The following is a 19,050-nucleotide window of genomic DNA, read 5'->3' as shown; positions in this document are numbered from 1 at the left end:
AGATTGTTCAGTATTTGAGAACAAGACCGGGTTCGTGCCACCGGTTGGCTCTGTCGATGGCTGGCCTCAACCAGCCATGAATGCCTTGTATCCGGTCAGGGCATAGTTGATCCCCATCGCGATCACGATCAAGCCCATGTATCGGGTGACCATATCATGTGCCAGACTTGGCCCTTTGGGGGGTTTCGATCTGCGTGCAACAAGCAGCAGCAGCCCCCAGGTGATGATCAGGACCACGCATATGCCAGTTAGCGCTGGAAGAGGGATGCCTTTGCGCGAATGCGCCGCCGCGATGGTGATGACCCCGGTGATGGTGCCGGGGCTGGCCGCGAACAGGATCATCGGTGCCAGCGTCGCCCCCGCAGCGGACGGATCGGGATTCTGAGTTGCGGGATCGGGCGCGTGGTCCGACCTGGATCCGGACAGCATGGTGAAACCGATGAAGGACAGGACGATCCCGCCAGCCACGGAAAACACATCCAGTGGTATTCCGAAGATGTCGAGTATGCGAGCGCCCGCAAGCGCCGCGACGGTCAGGACCACGGCGATGGTCAGGATCGCCCTTGTTGCATCCGAAACGCGCTGCGCCCGCGTCCGCCCGGCAGTCAGGCCAGTGAACATCATCGCGCAGACCATGGGATTGACCAGCGAGATGAGAGTGACGATGGCTTGCAGATGATCTTCCATCGGGCGCTCTCACCAATGATCGGATCTGGACTTTGAACATTTATGGTGGATGTCAAACGAAGCTATGCGACGAGCATGGATGCATCGTAATCAAAATGGATAGCTGAGCAAAATCCCCTGACAACCTTGGAGAAAGGGACCCGGATTGGTAACGCACCTGGGTGAGGTTGTCATTTCAGCACGAGATTGCGCACGATCTGTACCATAGCGCCGTCGCGAGCATCTCCTGTTCGGTTGCCGCTCGACGCTTGGAGCCAGGACTCATTCATGACGCGTCGAATTTCCTCGTCGGATTCGACCACGCCCGCAGCGTTAAAATCCTCGCGAATTTTGCTAGCCACGTCGCAGTAATCAAACGCTCGCATGCCGAGATCGGTTGAATAGGCATCCGCGCTTTCGCCCACAAGCCCCAATTTTTTTGCCGCCCACATCCCAAGGAGCACGTTGCGGCGCATTATTCGCAGGGTGTTTTCATCGAAGTTGGGCATTGGAAATGCACCTGGCTCGGCTCACGTCACAATTAGTCACGGCCGCCATGCAACTCATCATCGTCGAAGTCATCGTCCGAGTCCACGAATTTCAGCCATGATGGTCGCCGGTAGTGGGAGGACACGCGGCAAGGCGGAGGCCGAGTTCGAGGCCGACCCGCGCCGCACGCTGCGGAAACTGCTCTTTGCCGCCAGCGGCGAGGCGGGGCCGCGGAAGCCCGGAGACGGAACGCCCAATCCTTTCGGCATGGTCAACCGCAGTACGGGATTGCTTGCGAGCCTACCCGATCCGGCCGCACTGCCCGAGTGGCTGCCGGCGGCAGACTTCGAGCGCCTCGTCGATGCCTTCCGGACGTCCGGCTTCAAGGGCGGCCTCAACTATTACCGCAACCTGGATCGCAATTGGGAACTTCAACAAGCCATGGCGGGGGCCAAGATCGCCATTCCGGCGCTGTTTTTGATCGGCGAGCGCGACACTGGCCTGAGCATTCCCGGCATGGACCAGATCATCGCGGCCATGCCCAGCCTAGTTCCGGACCTGCGCGGATCGCACATCCTGCCCGGCGCGGGGCACTGGCTGCCGCAGGAGCGGCCGTCGGAGGTGTCCGCGATGATCACGGAGTTCCTGGGACGGATCGGAAACGACTAGGCGATTAAGTTGCGAAGGCTACCCGTTGGCCTCCGTTACGCCGCATCTCGACATAGCGATTTGCAAGATTCGAGACCGCTGACGCGTTGTAGGCAATCTGCGGATTTCGCCTATCGCTCAACCTCCACCGCCCATAAACGCCATACGGGGAGGGTGGTTGCATGAGATCAGCGTTTCAGCCGCTCCCGCGCGGCCTCGGTCATGGCAGCCGTGAGCGCATCTGGCACCAGAATCCCTCTCGCCCGCGCAAAGGCCACAAACGCAATGCGCGCGGCTGCAATGTCACCCTCATTGGTCAACGCGCTCTGGCACTTGCCGAGTGCCTGGGCATGCCACGGCCCACGGCTCCCGCTCCACTTGTTCAGCACATCGTATGCTTGCCCGGCATTCTCGATCACTCGGTGGGATCCAAGGCCGACGAAGATCTCGACAGGGTGAGAGAAACGCGTGGCGCTCATAGAGGCCTTCCTCCGGGTGGAACGTGGGTTGATGTGGAAGAGCCGAGGCTACCGCAATCGGCAGCGGTCGAGCGATCTGGCTCTCGGTTGCATCACGTTCCGTCAAAGGTGGTAGCGATATGAACACCTGCGCGCGCCAATTCGATGGCTTGGTGAGAGGCTGGCTATTCCATTAGCTTCGCGACGGCATGATGCCATAGATACCCAGCCCGATGATGAAAGCTAGCAAGAGTATCAGCAGCGCTACGCGTCGAGAGTCCATATTTGTCGCAGCTCCGATCCCGCACCCAATCACCCGAAATCTGCAATAACGCCTGACGGCGGGAAAGACGCGCAATCGGGTGCTGTGCGCTGAGCGTCCATGCGCCAGTGGTAGAGCAGGCCTTAGACAAAATGGACAAGCCGGCTTAGCCTCAGGCATCGTTGCGTCTGTGGTCGCCATTACGCAAGTATTGGCTGTTGCTCCCCCAGCAACACGAGACCCGGAGCCATTCACGCCCTAAGCCCCCCGCTCACGGAGGCTTCGGGTCTCAACCGGCCATCTAACCGTAAAACCACCACATTCCAGCGACAGCCAGAGCGATCATGACTGCTGCAGCGGCCGTCTGCCAAGCATAAAGCTTTCCGCCGCCATAGTCCGGTGAATTCTCATGTCCGGTCATAGCTCCCTCCGCTAACCGGTAGATAGCCGCAATATTCAATCGCCCGCAATACATTGCAACAAAAGTAGACGCGCTACGCGAATATTTAAAATATCTATCTTGCGCAGAAATTTATCTGGCGTCATGCATTATGAGTTGCTCAGCGGCAACTGAAGACCCGGAGCCAAGTCTGCACCCACCAAAAAAAATCTCCAGCTTTCGCCGCGGCGAGAGATCGTGAGGTCGATCACTGGTCGCAGCGAGGATTCAGCCATTGCTCGCATGGCGATATAGCGTCGACCACGTTGCCGTTGCGCCTGATGAGCAGGGCCGAGCCAATTGCTAAGGTCGCGATGAGGATGACCAGCACAATCACGCGTATGGATAATGTCGGGTTCATCGGATGATGACGTCGATCCTGATGACGAGAGGTGGCAACACCTAAATCGTGCCAGATCATCGGTCGATGCCAAGTCAGGCGATGCGGTGAGCGAGTGATGAAAAACCCTCATGTCATGATCTGCCGGCCGCCCTATTGCCGTCCCTCGATCTTCCGCTTTTCCTCAAGCAGGATCTGCGCCGCCATGATGATTTCTACGGTCTCGAGGATGGTCTCCGCCAATTCAGCATCTGTGAACTCGTCGACAAAGCCGGCCGCCTCGTTCAGCAGATACGCGATGTCTTCCGGGTCCCCGGTATCGTTCGCTGGTTTCTCGGAATAGTTGATCTCGTCTCGGATGTCCCCAATAGTCGCCGCAGCGCGATGCAACAATCTAGCACGCTCCGACATTGTGAGTTTGGGTACCTCGATTGCGGCGCGGATGAGCTCTGTGATGAAGGCGGCGATGGATGTCATGGCCAGATCTAAACCGCTACCCATGATTTCAGCAACCAGGCTAGACGCGCTGCCAGCCTCAGTCTCCCGGAAGGGCTTTCCCCGCTTAGCGTACCTCCACCCTTGCCGTATTGATTGGATGCTTCTTTCTCCTCTTTGGCGTCTGTCGCACCCGGACACTGCAACCGGACTGATTTCTGCGCTCACCGTGGGTGCCATCGTCTCTCAGGGAACGGCCGACTACAATTCTCTCACCTTGGGATGGATGGCAGCCTTCATCTCAACACCGGTGGCCGACGACAAGCAGGCGCGAGGTACCCAGAATCGCGTAGGCGACGAGAGGCGGCACGATGGTGTAGAGGCCCATGATGGGCGGCACACCAACGATGCCCGAATAGGCCATGCTTTCCGGCACCATCACAGCCCAGACAGCCAGCCCAGCAAGGATGTCCGGCACCAACCAATCACGTTGATAGCCTGGAAGCCACGCGACGATGGGCAACAGTTGTCGTTTGACGATTGGTGAGAGTCGGGCAGCATTATGCGATTGTTCGGTCATCGCTGCGTCCGCGCCCTAAACGGACCCATGGCGCTGATCACGGGCGCCATGTATCCGTATCACGATAGAGCTATAACTTTCACTGCAAGTCTAATCCGAATTCCAAAAACTGCAATCAAGCGGCTCGCCTCGGGTCTCTGCGGCGAGGTTTATTCGCGGCGGACCTTCTGTTTCCCCTGACCTGACCGGCAGTTCGGTCGAAGCTAAACTGCACTTGCAAATGAGCCATTTTCGCCCACCTGAACGCCCGTCTCGGTGTCCGGGGCGGGCGGCACGCTGATGAAGCGCCTCAGGAACGTCCAGTTCCGGGGAACTATTCCGTTCGCGATGCGTTCGCTTGGGACGTCCGATTTGGGGCCAGCCCTCGCGGTTATCGCGTAGAGGCCCGTCTTCCCCACGATCATCGCAGGCTTTGGCCGAGCGGACGATTTTCCGTTGGAGAAGGACAATGAGACGCTATCTCTCAACACTTGCATGTTCGGGGATGCTGACCATTGGCGCGCTGTCAGGATTTTCAGCGTCGGCAATGGCCGCTCCAGCCTTCATTCCAAACATTGCGCCAAAAGTCGCTGCGGGCGACGAGGCGCGTACACTTCCAATGCAACCGACGACCGATGGCACCATTTGGAATCTTGCTTGCACCGCCGCAAGTTGCGACCAGGGTGCCTTGCAGTCGGCCGTTCTGTTGGGCAAGCCCGGTGATTTTGGTGCTGGCGTGCAGCTTATCCGCGATGGCCGCGATCGTGCCCACTACCGGCGTGGCGGCGGCCGGTTCGGCATCGGTGGCGTCGGCTGGCGCGGTAACCACTGGCGTGGCGGCTGGCACGGTATCGGTCGCGTCGGTTGGCGCGGTGCCTACTGGCGTGGCGGTCGGTACGGCATTGGTGGCTGGCGTGGCGTCGGTTGGCGCGGCAATTACTGGCGTGGCGGCTGGCACGGTATCGGCTGGCGCCCCGTCGGCTGGCGTGGCGTCGGCTGGCGCGGCAATTACTGGCGCGGCGGTTGGCACGGCATCGGCTGGCGTCCCGTCGGCTGGCGTGGCGTAGGCTGGCGCGGCAATTATTGGCGCGGCGGTTGGCACGGCATCGGCTGGCGTCCCGTCGGCTGGCGTGGCGTAGGCTGGCGCGGCAACTACTGGCGCGGCGGCTTCTACGGCATCGGCGGCCCCAACTACACTGGCGTGTACGGAGTCGGTACCGGTTGGGGCAACAATTACTGGAACAACAACTGGGGCAGTGGCTTCTTTGGCTTTGGCCTGCCGCTCTTCGGCAAGTGTGGGTGGTGAGGGCGGCGTTGCAACTGACGCCCGAGTAGCAAAGATTGTGGCCGGCAGTTGAGCCGGCCATAAGGGGGCGGGCCGAAGCCCGGCGACCGAAAACCTGCAAAAGATGCGCAGCGATCAGTCCGATTTCTCTGATCACGCCACCAACATGGCGCACCAGGCCGCCAGTCTGAAGCAATACGCCGATGCCTGGGAACCGCCCTCCATAAGACCTTCGACGACAAGCAAAAGGCGCGGCTGCGCTTCGTGACGATGGCTACCGTGCACGAGGCCAGAGATTGGATCGCAGAGGAAGGATTCGCCCGTCACCACGTTGAGGCGGCGGGCTCTTTTTGCGGCTTTTCGGCCGTCTCTCCTGAGCGTGTCAGCGTGCATCTGCTGCGGGCTATTCGATGAGCGGGTACGAGGCCGCTTTCGAGGGGATCATGTGGCACCATTGATGGTTCTTCGCAATCCTACTTGAACGCCTCGCCCGGGCGCAGGCCCAATCTCCATATCAGGCCGGCGACTGCGGTTTGAACTCAATACACCTGATACTAGGCGTCCCAGACTGGGAGTTTGAGGTTCTAGTGCCTAGTTGCGGCAGCCGGCAATGACGCCAACCATGCACAGACTGTGCAGGATTACCTGTAGGCCGAGGGCAATCTGGGTAACCCCGAGTACGACTGCGAATACCTGAAGGGAGGTTCCTACCCACCTCAATATCGACTCGGCGAACAGCATCGCCAGCCAATCGAGCAGCAAGATCAGGGCGACAATTGCACCCACTGCAAACTGGGAACTGTACTGCTCCGCCAGGGTGGCAAATACGATCACTGCCGCTACGCCATAGGGCGTGACTATTATCGGAAATGCCAGCGGGGTGAGGGCGTGACTTAGGTCCGCCGGCTGTTCATCCTCCTTCGGACGTTCAACTGAGCCAGACGACTGTTGTAGAACGGTCCTCAAGGCGACCAGAAACAGAACGATGCCGCCCGTCATCGCGAGCACCGGCACTGAGATTTCGAAGTTTTCCAGCATGCTGCGGCCTAGCAGAACGGCGATCGCCAGAGCCGCTGCTGAAAACAGAACGGCTCGCGTCGCCAGCCGCCGCCGAAAACTGGAATCTGCCTTCCGTGACATGTTCACGAAGGGCACCAAGATCTTGATTGGTCCAAGCATCAGGAACAGCATGAAGAAGATCTTGCGTGCGCCGAACTCCGATTGCGGCACCGATGACCCAGGGGCCAGTCCTTGCGCGAAAGCGGGAGACCAGACCATCATGGCCGCGACAAAAATGATGACCGGTACATTGACCTTGCTTAGAGGTCGCAGCAGCAGACAGGGTTCATTCGTCATGGCCGAAAATCGCGTGCTTCAGCCCAAGGGATGGTGCTTGGCTCGGCGGAAGTGGCGAGCGGCACTAGCATCGCCGGGCCATGCGCTAGCGGAGCGGGCAGAGCGATTTTCACATATCCAAAGCTGACGCCAAGTCGGGCAAAGGCCTCAAGACGACGGGGGAAGCCCCACAATCGAGTTCATCTGTCTGACCTACGTGGACTCCCTGATAACGAGACGTGCTTGAAGGATCTCGCGCTGCGGTGCGGCGAGAGGATTTTCGATGAGTTGAAGGAGCATTTTTACCGCGAGTTCGGCTGTCTCAGCCGGCTGATCATTAATCGCTGTCAGAGAAGGCTTGCTAAGTTGAGCGCGAAGGCCGTCCAGCGTCGCCAAGCGAATGTCTCCAGGCACTGACAGCCCGCTCAGAAAAGAACTTTCAGAGGGAGAAGCCCTACGACCCCACTTTTTACCGCAGCTAACGGCTGAGCCAGCAACTTGCTAAGTTCCGTTCTCAGACCTTTCCGGCGTGGAATCCATCGCAATTGCGAGGCTGGGCCCTATGACGACAATGCCTCTCGAATGGCCCTGACTGCCGCAAGCGAAGTGCGGGTGCGCGTGGCACTGACGAATTCGGGCCAACTCGAGAGGATGACAGCGACGAAGTCCGCCTCCGGGTCGATATAGAGCAGTTGCCCGAAAACCCCGCGCGCCATATAGGCTCGGCGTTCGCTGTCCTCGATCCAGAACTGATTGTGATAGGCCCCCTCCGGCAGGACCTCGTGATAGACCCCGCCGAAGAGTTCCGGCCGGGCACCAGTTCGCGTTTGCTGGATCCAGGCGGCGGGAACGATGCGCCGGCCGTTGATCTCGCCGCCGCCAAGATGCAGCAGGGCGAAGCGGGCATAGTCGCGCAAGGTCGCGTTGAAGCCGCCGTCGCCGAGCGCATAGCCCGCCGGATCGACGGTGAAATAAGCGTCTTCCTCAGCACCCATTGGAACCCAGAGTTCGCGACTGACAAGTTCGGCAAGCGGCGTTGCGGTCACGCGCTGCAAGACAAAGGACAGGACGTCCGTCTCGATGGAGCGGTAGCGGAAGGACGATCCATGCGCGCATTCAGCTTCGGTAAGCGACAGAATGAGTTCCCAGACATGCGACGGCCAGCTCGGGTCCCGGCGCTCTTTCCAACCACAAGCGGCGTCCATCTGTGCCATATGCGAGCCGAGCGCGGTGTAGGTCTCGTCGAAGACGACGCCACTGGTCATGTCCAGCACATGCTGCACGATCGCGCCGCGATAGGCGGTGGCCTCGAGTTCCGGCAGATACTGGGTGATGGGCGCGGCCGGGTCGACGAGGCCGCGCCCGATAAGGATGCCGGCGACCGTACCGACCACCGACTTCGCCACCGACTGCGACAGATGCTGCGTCCGCGGTGTCATGCCGTTCAGATAGCGTTCCGTGATCACCTTGCCGCGGTGGAGCACCAGCATGCCATCGGTATAGCTCGTCTCCAGGAAGCCGCCGATCGTGTCGCGTCGGCCATCCAGCTCGAAACCAATCGCGTCGATGTCCTGCAGATTTTCAGGCAGCGGGCTCGCCGGCCCCTGGCCGCGCCAGACTTGGGTCGTCGGCACCATGTCTCGTACATGTTGGAAGGTCCAGCGGTTCCACGGTGCGCGGTCCCAGTCCTGCCGGGGGATGGTCGCTGCTCCCGGCATAGTCGGGTCGCGGAACGGGGGAATGCTGGTCATCGCTTGATTTCTTTCGCTGTCTTTCATTCGGGAGCCGCCGGCGGCTCAATCCTTCCGGCGCAGATAGCTGCCGCCCACGAACTCGCCGAACAGGCCGCCCATGTCGCTCATCATCGCGAAGTTGCGCTTGGCCTTCGGCCCGAGCTTGGTGGCCACCGCATCGATCATCAGGTTGAGGACGGCACTGAGACTGGCCGTCGAATCCCAGAACGTCTTCACATGCGTGTGCGCCTCGAACACGAAACGCGTATAGGCGAATGCCCAGTGGCTGAACTTGTCCGTGACGATTATGAGTGGCATTTGCATCGACTTCAGCTTTTCAGCCAGCTTTATGCCGCGCGCTGCATAGGCGGCGGTGTCCACCATCACCACTAGACTCTGCTTCGGGTCCGCGCAGATGATTTCGCCAAAGGTGCCGCTTGCGTTGTCGACGAAAATGACGTTCGGCCGGGCCCAGAGCAGGCGGCTGGCAAAATCCATCGCAAGGCCCTTGGACGCCTGAAAGCCGACGACGTAGACGGTGCGCGCCTTGGCAAGTGCGCTCGCGGCTTCATCCCATATGTCGGTCGTGGTCAGCGCATAGGCCTTAACGATGGCGTCCAGCTCGAGACGCAGGCTCTCCTGTAGTGCCTGCTGCCGGCCGCGCATCTGAAACCGCGCCATGTAGTCGTCGATGTCGCTGTCCTTCTCGGCAACCGAGACGCGCAGCCGGTTCTTGAGGTCGCGCAGGTTTTCGAAGCCAAGACCGCGAACGAAGCGCGACACAGTCATCTCGCTGACGCCGACCGCCTGTGCGATGCTCGAGCCGGTCTCGAAGGGCAGCGTCTGGATACTGTCGAGCATGTATGCGGCCAGGTTCTGCTCGGACGGCGAAAAGTCGGACATGCGCGCGCGAAGGATCGCCTCGAGGTCGATTTTCTCCTCGTTGCCGCTCTGCACCTTGGCATTTTGGCCGTTCCGCGCTTTAGACATGTCCGCTCCTAGAAGTTGCCGGCGTGCACAGCCGGCCCGCCCTGTCCCCAAATGCCCGGGCCGCTCGCCACCTCTTCTTCCAGTTGCCGTGCCACCGCAAGAAGCAGATCTTCCCGCCCGAAGCGGGCCACGAGCTGGATGCCGATCGGCAAGCCGTCGCGGCTACGCTCCATGGGCAAGGAGATGGCCGGCTGCCCCGTGGCGTTGAACAGCGCGGTGAAAGTCTCCTTCGGCGCCAGATCGTCAAACACCCCGTCCTGATCGATGCCGGGCCGGTTGGGATCGAAGGTGCCGATCGGCTCCGGCACGATGGTGGCGGTCGGCGTCAGCAACAGATCATAGCCGGCCAGGAAACGGCCGATCTGGCGCGTCACCTGGTCGTAAACGGCAAGCGCGTCGATGAGCTGTGCGGCGCTCAGTCCCAGCCCCCATCGGTAGAGCCCAAGCACGGTCGCGCCCAGCGTCTCCTCCAGGTTGCGGTTCATCCGCTTCGCCATTGCCGGCATGTCGGCGGCGGCATCCGCAGCCCAGATAATCTTCTGCGCCTCAAGGAAGGCGGCATAGTCGAAGCTGGGAGACGCTTCCTCGACGTGATGTCCGAAGGAGGCGAGCCGTTCGGCCGTGGATCTGGCCGTGGCCGCGACCTCGGGGTCGATCCGCACGCCCGACCAGGATTGCGTGCAGAGCGCGATGCGAAGCCCTTTCGGCGCCCTTTGCATGGCCTCCAGATAAGGGCTCTCGGGGCGCGCGATCTCGTATCCGTCGCCGGCATCGGGGCCATGGCAGAGGTCGAGCAGCGCGGCGGTGTCGCGCACCGAGCGGGTCAGCATGAAAGCGGTCGCCAGACCAAGCAGGGGCGCATTGGCATTCGGCGACCCGGTGATGCGACCGCGTGACGGTTTCAGGCCGACCAGGCCGCAGAACGAAGCCGGGTTGCGGATCGAGCCGCCGCCATCGCTGCCCTGCGCGAAAGGAACGATGCCGGCCGCCACCGCCGCGGCAGCGCCGCCGCTCGATCCGGCAACGCCGCGCGCCGGATCCCAGGGGTTGCGGGTCGCGCCATAGAGAGGCGATTCGGTGGCGGCGGGTACGCCGAACTCGGAACTCGTCGTACGGCCGACATTGACCAACCCGCCCGCGCGCAGCCGCTGCCAGTAGACCGCATCGGAGCTTGCGCGGAAGCCCTGGGCAAGCCGGCTGCCGAACTCGGCCGGGCGGCCTGACTCGATCGGAAAATCCTTGGTCAAGGTCGGAATGCCGAGGAAGGGACCGGCGGAAGCGGTCTCCGGGAGGGCTTTTAGCGCATCGGGGTAAAGTTCAATGACCGCATTGAGCGTCGGATTGACCGCTGCGACGGCCTGCTCGACGCAATGGCCAAGTTCCCTCGGCGTCACCTCGCCGTTGGCAAGCAGCTGGGCAAGGCCGGTTCCGTCATAGGTGACATATTCATCGAGTCGCATTGTTCCAAACCGGTTTAGAGACGGAAGCGGCGTTCACGGACACCAGCTGGGCCAGCGATCCGACGAGTTCCTGCGTGTAGGCATCTTGTGGCGCGGAAAGTACTTGTCGGGCCGGGCCGTTTTCAACGACGCGGCCGCTCTTGAAGACATAGACGCGCTGGCAGATGCCGCTGACGACGGAGAGATCGTGGGAGATATAGAGGAGCGTCAGCGCGCGCTCCCGTTGCAGTCGCAGCAGCAGTTCGAGGATCTGCGCCTGGGTCGTGACGTCAAGTGCCGAAGTAATCTCGTCGGCGATCAGCAATTGCGGCTTGAGCGCCAGCGCCCGCGCAAGGCCGACGCGCTGGCACTGCCCGCCGGAAAGCTGGCGCGGTTTGCGGTCGCGCAAGGCGCGTGGCAGCTCGACCATTTCCAGCAGTTCGTCGGCCTGCGTCCGCGCCGTCCTGCGGTCGGCAAGCCCGTGCCGCCAGATCGGCTCGGCCACCGCATCGGCAATCGTCATGCGTTGATTGAGTGAGTCGTAGGGGTTCTGGAAAACCATCTGCACGCGCCGGCGGAAGGCTGTGAGCGCATCGCCGGAGAGAGCGTGGACATCATGTCCGTCGAGGCGGATCGCCCCATCGCTCGGCCTGTTCTGGCGGATGATGGCGCGGGCGAGCGTGCTTTTGCCAGATCCGCTTTCGCCGACGATGCCGACCGTCTCACCGGCGGCGAGCTGCAGATCGATGCCATCGAGAGCAAGGAATGACTCCCCCCTGCCCACCAGCCCGCCGATCAGGTCGCGACGGACGGGGAAGGACACCGACAGCTTTTCGACGCTGAGCAGCGGCGCGGCCTGTTCAGGCTCCGCCTTCGCGCCGGGATAGCTTTTGCGACTCGGCTGGGAATCGATCAGCAGCTTCGTGTAGGGGTGCTGCGGCCGGTTGATGACATCGTTGATCGACCCTTGTTCGACCACCTCGCCGCTCCGCATCACCACCACGCGCGAACAGATGTCGGCAACAACGCCGAGATCGTGCGAGATGAGGATGATCGCCAGATCCCGCTCGCGGTTGAGGTCCTTGAGCAGCCCGAGGATGCGGGCCTGCACGGTGACGTCGAGCGCGGTGGTCGGCTCGTCGGCGATCAGCAGCTTCGGCCCGCAGCCGATGGCGGCGGCGATCATCGCGCGCTGCTTCATGCCCCCGGAAAATTCATGCGGGTAGGAGCGGGCGCGCTTTTCGGCTTCGCGGATGCCGACATCGTCGAGCAGCTGGATCGCTCGGCGCATTCCTTCGCGATGGCCGATGCCGAGATGCCGGACCATCGGTGCGGCGATCTGCTTGCCGATGCGGCGCAGCGGATCGAGATGCGAGGCGGGATTCTGGAAGATCATGCCGATGTCGCGGCCGCGAATGGTGCACCAGTCAGCTTCGCCAAGGGTCAGCAGGTCGCGCCCCGCCAACGTCACCCGGCCATTGGCCTTTGCCGCACCGGGCAGCAAGCCCATTGCGGCGCGACAGGTGACGGATTTGCCCGAGCCACTCTCGCCGACGATGCCCAGAATCTCTCCCGGCTGCAGGTGGAACGACACGCCTTTGACGGCTTCGAACTCGCCGAAGCTGACGGTAAGGTTCTCGACCTCGAGCAGCGGCCGCGTCATGGTTTCTGTCCGGTTCATGTCGTGGCCTGCCTACGCTGCAACTGTCCAAGCCCGTCGCCCAGGAAGGCGAAGCCAAGGCCGAGCGAAATCGCGGCCAGGCCGGGAAACAGGCAGATCCACCAGGCCTGCTGCACGAAGGCCTGGCCATCGGCGATCATGACGCCCCATTCGGCGAGCGGCGGCTGCGCGCCCATGCCGAGGAAGCCGAAGCTCGCCCCCGCCAACATCACCAGCACGGCATCGCTGACCGCATAGGCGATGATGGGGCCAATCGCGTTGGGCAGGACGTGGCGGGTCAGGATCGCGACGGCCGGATAGCCAAGGCACTTGGCCGCCTGGATATATTCGCTTTCCCGTATCGTAAGTACTTCCGCCCGCACCAGACGCGCATAGCTGACCCACCCAACGAGCGTGAGCGCGATGACGAAATTGACCAGCCCAGGCCCGAGTACGCCGACGATCGCCAGCACCAGCACGAAGAAGGGAAAGGCGACGGTCAGGTCGTAGACGCGCATGAACAGGCTGTCGACCACGCCGCCGAAATAGCCGCTGAGCAGGCCGATCGTGGTTCCGATCACAAGCGGCGGCAAAACGCCGATCACGCAGAGGAACAGGTCGACCCGGCTCGCGAACAGGACGCGCGAGAAGATGTCGCGGCCGACCTGGTCGGTGCCGAACCAGTGTTCCGCGCTCGGCGGCGAAAGCATGTTCATGATGTCGATCGCATCGGGATCGTGGGGGGCGATCACGGGGCCCGCCAGCGCAAGGAACAGCCATCCGCCGAGGATGGCGATCGCCACTATCATCGAGAGCGTCATGCGGCTGGCGCGGGGCGCGGCTTGGGGGAATGTCGAGGCCACGGCCATTTGCGGTCTCCTCAAAGCCGGACGCGCGGATCGATGAAAGCGGTGAGCAGGTCGACGGCGAGTGTGACCAGGACGGTCGACATCGCAAAAACCAGCGTGAGGCCCTGCACCACATAGTAGTCGCGCCCCAGCAGCGCGCCGATCATCAGCGTGCCCAGGCCGGGAACGGCATAGACGGTTTCGACGATGATCGCGCCGCCGATCATGAAGGCCACCATGACGCCGAGCAGGTTGAGCGTCGGCAGCACGGCGTTGGGCAGGATGGTGCGCCAGAATATCTCGCGCTCGCTTGCGCCTTGCGCGCGGGCGGCGGTGACGAAGTCGGCCGTGGTCTTTTCGATCAGGGCGGCGCGCAGGCTCTGTGTCAGCACCGGCACCAGCCAGATGGCCGTCGAAAGAGCGGGCAGGAAGAGGTGATGGAGGTGTTCGGAAAATCCGACGCCGTAACCCGATACCGGGAACCACCCAAGGCCGACGCCGAAGAAGCGCGACATCATGATGCCCAGCCAGAAGACCGGGATCGTTAGGCCGGCGATGCCGACGAGTCGGATCACCTGGTCTGCGGTCCCGCCGGGCTTGCGTGCGCCCTGAATTGCGAGCGCGACCGTCGGCGGCACGGCCAGGCACACGACATAAATGGTCAGGAACAGGGTCGGCCACATGAATTGCTGGATGAGCTGAATAACCGGCCGCTGGAAGCGCAGAGACTGGCCGATATCGCCGGCAAACAAGTTCATGAGGTAGGTGAGGAATTGCCGCCAGAGCGGCAGGTCCAGTCCGTATTGGGTCCGGATGGCGGCGATGGTTTCGGCACTTGCCCGATCGCCGGCGAGAAGCCGCGCCGGGTCGCCGGGCGCCATGTGCAGCAGCAGGAACGTCACGACGCTGATGCCGAGCAGCACGCCGGCAAGCTGTATCAGGCGCCGCGTAATGAGTTGCAGAAGGGCCAATCCGGTTCTCCGTATCCAGCAGAGGCGACGCGCTTTCGCCAGAAAGCGCGTCGCCTGTCTTGGCTCACTTCACGATCGAAGTGTCTTCCAGCGTCCACTGGAGGGACGGCGTCAGTTTGATGCCCGCGAGACGCTTGGAATAGGCCACCGCATTCGGCGCATAGTAGAGCGGAATCTGTGCGACCTCCTCGGTCGTGATCTTCTGGATCTCCTTGTAGATCTCCGCGCGCTTGGGGGTATCGGTTTCTGTGGTCCCCTTCTCCACGAGTTCGTCCACCTTCGGGTTCTCGTAGAAGGTGTTGTAGGAGTTCGAGCCGCAGGAGCCGCAGACCGCCCAGCGTACGGCGAGGTCGGGATCGGGCGTCTCGTTGTACCACCAGTTGGCCGCCGCGTCGTAATCGCCCTTGCCGGTGGAATCCCACCAGGCACCGCCGTCGACATTGACGATGACCGGCTTCAGGCCGATCGCCTGCCACTGCGCCTGAAGCAGCAGCGCCATCTGCTGCTCGGTGGCGGCGGCGGTGGCGAGGATCTTCACCTCATGACCAGCCATTCCGGACTCGGCTAGCAGCTCCTTTGCCTTGGCGGGATCGTAGGGAATGCCCGGATAGTCGTTGTCGTGGAAATCGATGCTGCCCGGCAGCGTGGTGTTGGCGGGCTCAGCGTAGCCACGCGTGACGGCCTTGGCCAATGCTTTGTTGTCGATGGCATACGCGGCGGCCTGGCGCGCCTTCAGGTTGGAGAAGGGCTCGCGCTTGTGGTTGAGCAGCGTCATGTAGATGGTGGTTGAGGGCTCAAGCCGCATGTCGATGGTCTCGACTGTCTTGAGATCGTCGATCTGCGCCCATGGCACATAACGCATCACGTCGACCTCGCCGGCTTTCAGCATGGCGATGCGGGTTTCGGGCGAGGCGATCTCGATGAGTTCGACACTGGCATCCGACTTCGGATAGCCCTGGCGCCAATAATGCGGGTTTGGCTCCAGCACGAGCTTTTCGTTGGGCTTCCATTCCTTGACCGCATAAGGGCCAGAGGTCACGGGGGCGGTGGAGAATGCCTTTTCCTCGCCCTGCTTTTCGACATCGGCCTTGGACACGACGCCCATGTTCCAGATCTCGAGATTGCCGAGGAAGGGCGCGAAGGCCGATTTCAGCTTGACCACGACGGTCTTCGGATCGGTCACGGTGACCGACTCCACCGCGCCCAGCGGTGCAGGATAGGCCGACTTCTTGTCGCTGCGGATGCGGTCGAGACTGAAGGCCACGTCTTCGGCCGTAATGGGCGAGCCGTCGGAGAATTGCGCGGCGCGCAGATGGAAGGTGTAGCCGAGGCCATCGGCCGAAATGTCCCAGCTTTCGGCAAGCGCCGGCTCCAGCGCGCCGGTTTCGGGATCACGCAGCAAGAGGCGCGAATAGAGCTGGCCGTAGGTCTCGATGTTGCCGGCGGCCGCCGAGCGCATCGGGTCGAGCGTGGTGGTCTGGTAGGGCGAAACGATGCGGATGACATCGGCGGCGAGCGCCGGAACCACCGAGCCCAGCCCGATCACCAGGAGGGCTGCGCCGCGCAACGCCGCGCCCGACGCCTGCAGGCGGGATCTGCTCCAAAAATTCATCTTGTCCTCCTCCGGAACTTTTCCTTGGGGTCAGCCAGGACCCTCGCGCAGGCTATGTGATATTAATCACATTGGTCAAGCAGTGAGTGAAAAATTTAACATTTACCCTATGAGACATCTGAGTGAGGGGGACGGCTGTCGGAATTGTGCGGATACGTCCGCTAGCGGCACGTCCTAGCCAACGAGCGGTGTTTCTCCAGATCCGTAAAGATGGCCGTCGAACGACTGAGTTGGTCGTTTCCCGAATGTCCGCTTCAGCCAAATGTGTTTCGGAAGCGGGCCGGCGGATTGGCCCCAAGCTGCCGGGCGGCAACGCGCCCATCTCGGTCATTGTGACCTGTTTCGCAGTATCCCAGAAGCAGACATTGTCCGTACGCACGCGAGGGGCATGGCTGCGCCACAAGCCGAGCATCGCGCTCGATCCGCCAAAGCAGACACCGGAAAATCGCAACGGCATGACGGCCGGCGTGATGCCCTAGATCGCCAAAGCGACCATCAAGGCCATCCATATGAGCAGCCTATGCTAGTAGTGTCCAGCGCTACCGCGATTTGGCCGCTCTGGTGGACCGCGGCGGTCGATGAGGATCAATCCTCCGGCACTTCATGTCGCCAAAGTGTCGCCGATCACCACGGCTTTTTTCATGTGTCGTTCCGTTTAGCCGAAAGCAACTCCCGGCTTACTTTGTCCAACTTCGATAATATAACCATCGGGATCGCGAATGTAGCAGCGTGTTTCTCCGTATTTGTCCTTTGGCTCTGTGATAAAATCGGCTCCGCGACGTCGCCATAGGTCGTAGCATGCTTGAATATCTGCAACGCGGATATTCATAAAGCTACTGACTGCGTCGGGATCGGTGGGGACGCTGAGCGTTACCGATGGTTTGTCGGGTGTCGGACCGCCCCCGACGTTAACAATGAGCCACGTGTTTGCGAACTGGATGTAGCCCGGCGCGCCGCTGCTGTCGCCTCTGCTCAGAATGCGACCGCCGAAGACCGTTTCGTAAAATCGAAGCGATCGTTCAATGTCGGCAACGGTGAGGAAGTGTGCGACCGTAATCCCATCTTGCGGCGGCATTTGATAGCTTGCCTGCTCGACTTGTACCGGGTTCATCGACGCCTCCAATTCGGATACGGGATTTCTCCGTTCGTCAGGATGGGTCAGTCAGCATACATTGATTTTGAACCTGGTGCAAAAGCTCCAAGGAGCGGTTGGTTGGTTTGGTGGCAGGTTGCACTTCGAAACGGCCACCGCATGACTCCAGCGCCCTTCCGACCTTGCGCACGCTGGCCGCTACAGCGCCCGCCACCGCATAAGAGACATATGTGGTGGTGGCAGCGACCGCATGATCAAGAAGGGCACAGGCCCCTCGGCAAAGGCGCGCCATAGAAGAAGCCATCACGTTTTAGCCCCGACAGGAGAAGGCGTGTAAACTGCAAAACCAAGGGCTTCACTCCAGCGCACCGCTGTCTCCGCATTTTCCCGAGTCGCTCATCCAACTCCGGTGGCAAATTGACCACGGATAGGGGGGCGACGAGGCCGTCGGTGCGAGGTCAGTGGGCGGGGCCTCCCAGATTGCAGCCACGACCTCCGGTGCCTTGGAGAGCATGATCTGCGGCTCCCCTTAACCGTTGTCGTCTTGGCCTTGGCCGTCTTGGTCATCTGGGCTTCGAGTGCCGGCTGGATCGCCCGAGGCGGCGGGCTAGAGTCCTGACAGGGATTCCGATTCGGGCGTGTTCGTGCGAGTCTCGCGCATGCGCTGTTTCCCCTGACATGACCACCAGTTCTGTCGAAGCTAAACTGCACTTGAGAATGAGCCTCGCCCACCTGAACGCCTCGGTTGCCGGGGCGGGGGCCACGCTCATGAAGCGTCTCAGGAACGTCCAGTTCCGGGGAACTATTCCGTTCGCGATGCGTTCGCTTGGGACGTCCGATTTGGGGCCAGCCCTCCCGGTTATCGCGTAGAGGCCCATCTTCCCCATGATCATCGTAGGCCTTGGCCGAGCGGACGGTTTTCCGTTGGAGAACGACAATGAGACGCTTTCTCTCAACACTTGCATGTTCGGGGATGCTGACCATTGGCGCGCTGTCGGGATTTTCAGCGTCGGCAATGGCCGCTCCAGCCTTCATTCCAAACATTGCGCCAAAGGTCGCTGCGGGCGACGAGGCGCGTACGCTTCCAATGCAACCGATGACCGATGGCACCATTTGGAATCTTGCTTGCACCGCTGCAAGTTGCGACCAGGGTGGTTTGCAGTCGGCCGTTCTGTTGGGCAAGCCCGGTGATTTTGGCGGTGGCGTGCAGCTTATCCGCGATGGCGGCGATCGTGCCCACTACCTGCGTGGCGGCGGCCGGTTCGGTGTCGGCGGCGTCGGCTGGCGTGGCGGCCGGTATGGCATCGGTGGTGTCGGCTGGCGCGGTAACTACTGGCGTGGCGGCCGGTACGGTATCGGTGGCTGGCGCGGCGCGTACTGGCGCGGCGGTCGATACGGTATCGGTGGTTGGCGCGGCGTCGGCTGGCGTCCCGTCGGCTGGCGCGGCGCCTACTGGCGCGGTGGCTGGCATGGTATGGGCTGGCGTCCCGTCGGCTGGCGCGGCAACTACTGGCGCGGCGGCTGGCACGGCATCGGCTGGCGTCCCGTCGGTTGGCGTGGCGTAGGCTGGCGCGGCGCCTACTGGCGCGGAGGCTGGCACGGTATCGGCTGGCGTCCCGTCGGTTGGGGTGGCGTAGGCTGGCGCGGCAACTACTGGCGCGGTGGCGCATTCGGTATCGGCCGTCCCGTCGGCTGGGGTGGCGTAGGCTGGCGCGGCAACTACTGGCGCGGTGGCGCATTCGGTATCGGCCGTCCCGTCGGCTGGGGTGGCGTAGGCTGGCGCGGCAA

The 19,050-nt window shown here is 62.0% G+C and carries 19 protein-coding genes; 3 read left to right on the top strand and 16 right to left on the bottom strand.

The window, feature by feature from the left end; genetic code table 11:
• Positions 1-66 precede the first annotated feature (66 nt).
• Together M2281_RS25410 and M2281_RS25405 are read right to left on the bottom strand one after the other, a co-directional pair.
• On the bottom strand, positions 67-687 hold the full coding sequence (locus M2281_RS25410; RefSeq protein ID WP_280824002.1) for a MarC family protein: 621 nt from the start codon (positions 685-687) through the stop codon (positions 67-69).
• A gap of 170 nt (positions 688-857) precedes the next feature.
• Positions 858-1,175, bottom strand: a complete 318-nt coding sequence (locus M2281_RS25405) for an ATPase inhibitor subunit zeta (protein WP_280824001.1) — start codon at positions 1,173-1,175, stop codon at positions 858-860.
• A 97-nt stretch (positions 1,176-1,272) separates the two neighbouring features.
• Between M2281_RS25405 and M2281_RS25400 the strand changes: the two genes are divergently transcribed.
• Positions 1,273-1,824 carry an alpha/beta fold hydrolase gene (locus M2281_RS25400; protein ID WP_280824000.1) on the top strand — a complete coding sequence of 184 codons (552 nt, stop codon included), beginning with the start codon at positions 1,273-1,275 and terminating at the stop codon, positions 1,822-1,824.
• 167 nt (positions 1,825-1,991) lie between these two features.
• Here M2281_RS25400 and M2281_RS25395 read toward each other — a convergent pair whose 3' ends face one another.
• The 4 genes from M2281_RS25395 to M2281_RS25380 form a co-directional block, all read right to left on the bottom strand.
• Entirely contained in the window at positions 1,992-2,282 is a 291-nt protein-coding gene (locus M2281_RS25395; RefSeq protein ID WP_280823999.1) for a DUF982 domain-containing protein, read from the bottom strand.
• A gap of 888 nt (positions 2,283-3,170) precedes the next feature.
• On the bottom strand, positions 3,171-3,383 hold the full coding sequence (locus M2281_RS25390; RefSeq protein ID WP_280823998.1) for a hypothetical protein: 213 nt from the start codon (positions 3,381-3,383) through the stop codon (positions 3,171-3,173).
• 72 nt (positions 3,384-3,455) lie between these two features.
• Positions 3,456-3,779, bottom strand: coding sequence for a hypothetical protein (locus M2281_RS25385; RefSeq protein ID WP_280823997.1), 324 nt, complete (start codon positions 3,777-3,779; stop codon positions 3,456-3,458).
• Between the two features lie 259 nt (positions 3,780-4,038).
• Positions 4,039-4,317, bottom strand: a complete 279-nt coding sequence (locus M2281_RS25380) for a SulP family inorganic anion transporter (RefSeq protein WP_280823996.1) — start codon at positions 4,315-4,317, stop codon at positions 4,039-4,041.
• Between the two features lie 448 nt (positions 4,318-4,765).
• Between M2281_RS25380 and M2281_RS25375 the strand changes: the two genes are divergently transcribed.
• Positions 4,766-5,602, top strand: coding sequence for a hypothetical protein (locus M2281_RS25375; RefSeq protein WP_280823995.1), 837 nt, complete (start codon positions 4,766-4,768; stop codon positions 5,600-5,602).
• Positions 5,603-6,172: 570 nt separating this feature from the next.
• Here the strand turns inward: M2281_RS25375 and M2281_RS25370 are convergent.
• The 10 genes from M2281_RS25370 to M2281_RS25325 all read right to left on the bottom strand — a co-directional run bounded on the left by M2281_RS25370 (position 6,173) and on the right by M2281_RS25325 (position 17,280).
• Positions 6,173-6,937 (bottom strand): MarC family protein, encoded by a 765-nt coding sequence (locus M2281_RS25370; RefSeq protein ID WP_280823994.1) that lies wholly within the window; start codon positions 6,935-6,937, stop codon positions 6,173-6,175.
• 192 nt (positions 6,938-7,129) lie between these two features.
• Positions 7,130-7,330 carry a substrate-binding domain-containing protein gene (locus M2281_RS25365; RefSeq protein WP_280823993.1) on the bottom strand — a complete coding sequence of 67 codons (201 nt, stop codon included), beginning with the start codon at positions 7,328-7,330 and terminating at the stop codon, positions 7,130-7,132.
• Between the two features lie 146 nt (positions 7,331-7,476).
• The gene (locus M2281_RS25360; protein WP_280823992.1) at positions 7,477-8,667 is read right to left on the bottom strand and encodes a serine hydrolase domain-containing protein; all 1,191 of its coding nucleotides are present in this window, start codon (positions 8,665-8,667) and stop codon (positions 7,477-7,479) included.
• 45 nt (positions 8,668-8,712) lie between these two features.
• A complete protein-coding gene (locus M2281_RS25355; RefSeq protein ID WP_280823991.1) occupies positions 8,713-9,639 on the bottom strand; it encodes a MurR/RpiR family transcriptional regulator in 927 nt (308 codons plus the stop codon).
• Between the two features lie 8 nt (positions 9,640-9,647).
• A complete protein-coding gene (locus tag M2281_RS25350; protein WP_280823990.1) occupies positions 9,648-11,099 on the bottom strand; it encodes an amidase in 1,452 nt (483 codons plus the stop codon).
• Entirely contained in the window at positions 11,086-12,759 is a 1,674-nt protein-coding gene (locus M2281_RS25345) for an ABC transporter ATP-binding protein (RefSeq protein ID WP_280823989.1), read from the bottom strand. Before M2281_RS25345 ends, M2281_RS25350 begins: the two co-directional genes overlap by 14 nt.
• Positions 12,756-13,559: an ABC transporter permease gene (locus M2281_RS25340; RefSeq protein ID WP_425537805.1), complete on the bottom strand. Its 804-nt coding sequence runs from the start codon at positions 13,557-13,559 to the stop codon at positions 12,756-12,758. Before M2281_RS25340 ends, M2281_RS25345 begins: the two co-directional genes overlap by 4 nt.
• A 59-nt stretch (positions 13,560-13,618) precedes the next feature.
• Entirely contained in the window at positions 13,619-14,557 is a 939-nt protein-coding gene (locus M2281_RS25335; RefSeq protein WP_280823987.1) for an ABC transporter permease, read from the bottom strand.
• Positions 14,558-14,621: 64 nt separating this feature from the next.
• On the bottom strand, positions 14,622-16,169 hold the full coding sequence (locus M2281_RS25330) for an ABC transporter substrate-binding protein (RefSeq protein WP_280823986.1): 1,548 nt from the start codon (positions 16,167-16,169) through the stop codon (positions 14,622-14,624).
• Between the two features lie 655 nt (positions 16,170-16,824).
• On the bottom strand, positions 16,825-17,280 hold the full coding sequence (locus M2281_RS25325; protein WP_280823985.1) for a VOC family protein: 456 nt from the start codon (positions 17,278-17,280) through the stop codon (positions 16,825-16,827).
• 919 nt (positions 17,281-18,199) lie between these two features.
• Between M2281_RS25325 and M2281_RS25320 the strand changes: the two genes are divergently transcribed.
• On the top strand, positions 18,200-19,050 hold an 851-nt coding region (locus M2281_RS25320), incomplete at its 3' end, for a hypothetical protein (protein WP_280823984.1).

Source organism: Pseudaminobacter soli (ex Li et al. 2025) (assembly GCF_029892515.1).
GTDB lineage: Bacteria > Pseudomonadota > Alphaproteobacteria > Rhizobiales > Rhizobiaceae > Pseudaminobacter > Pseudaminobacter soli_A.
This window is presented reverse-complemented; position numbering and strand designations above follow the sequence as displayed.